Origin of the sequence: Paraburkholderia sp. BR10954, assembly GCF_040965775.1 — a bacterium.
Classification (GTDB): Bacteria; Pseudomonadota; Gammaproteobacteria; order Burkholderiales; family Burkholderiaceae; genus Paraburkholderia; species Paraburkholderia youngii.
In genome coordinates this window covers 1-247 of record NZ_JBFRCK010000353.1, presented here as the reverse complement: position 1 = coordinate 247, position 247 = coordinate 1, and the positions used below count along the sequence as shown (strand labels likewise).

Sequence of the window (247 nt, the reverse complement as noted above, 5' to 3'; positions counted from 1 at the left end):
CCATTTCCTGGCCGTGCAACAGCGCTTCGGCCGCATTGATGTCATGAACGTTGGCGGCTGTGCCGATGACCGTGTGGACCGGGCCCGACTCTGCGTCCACGCCGACGTGCGCTTTCATCCCGAAGTAGTCGAACCTGAACAATCCGGAGAGCCTTTTGCAGCAAGGGTTTGAAGCGGAAAGTTGTTGATGCATTTGCAGGAACCTGGCAGATTATGGGTAGTTTCCTGCAAATTCTGTCGAGGTCTG

General features: G+C 55.9%; 1 pseudogene. It reads right to left on the bottom strand.

Annotated features, from left to right (window positions below):
• A pseudogene (locus AB4Y34_RS42535) lies at positions 1–127 on the bottom strand (transposase); the annotation flags it as partial.
• Positions 128–247 lie beyond the last annotated feature (120 nt).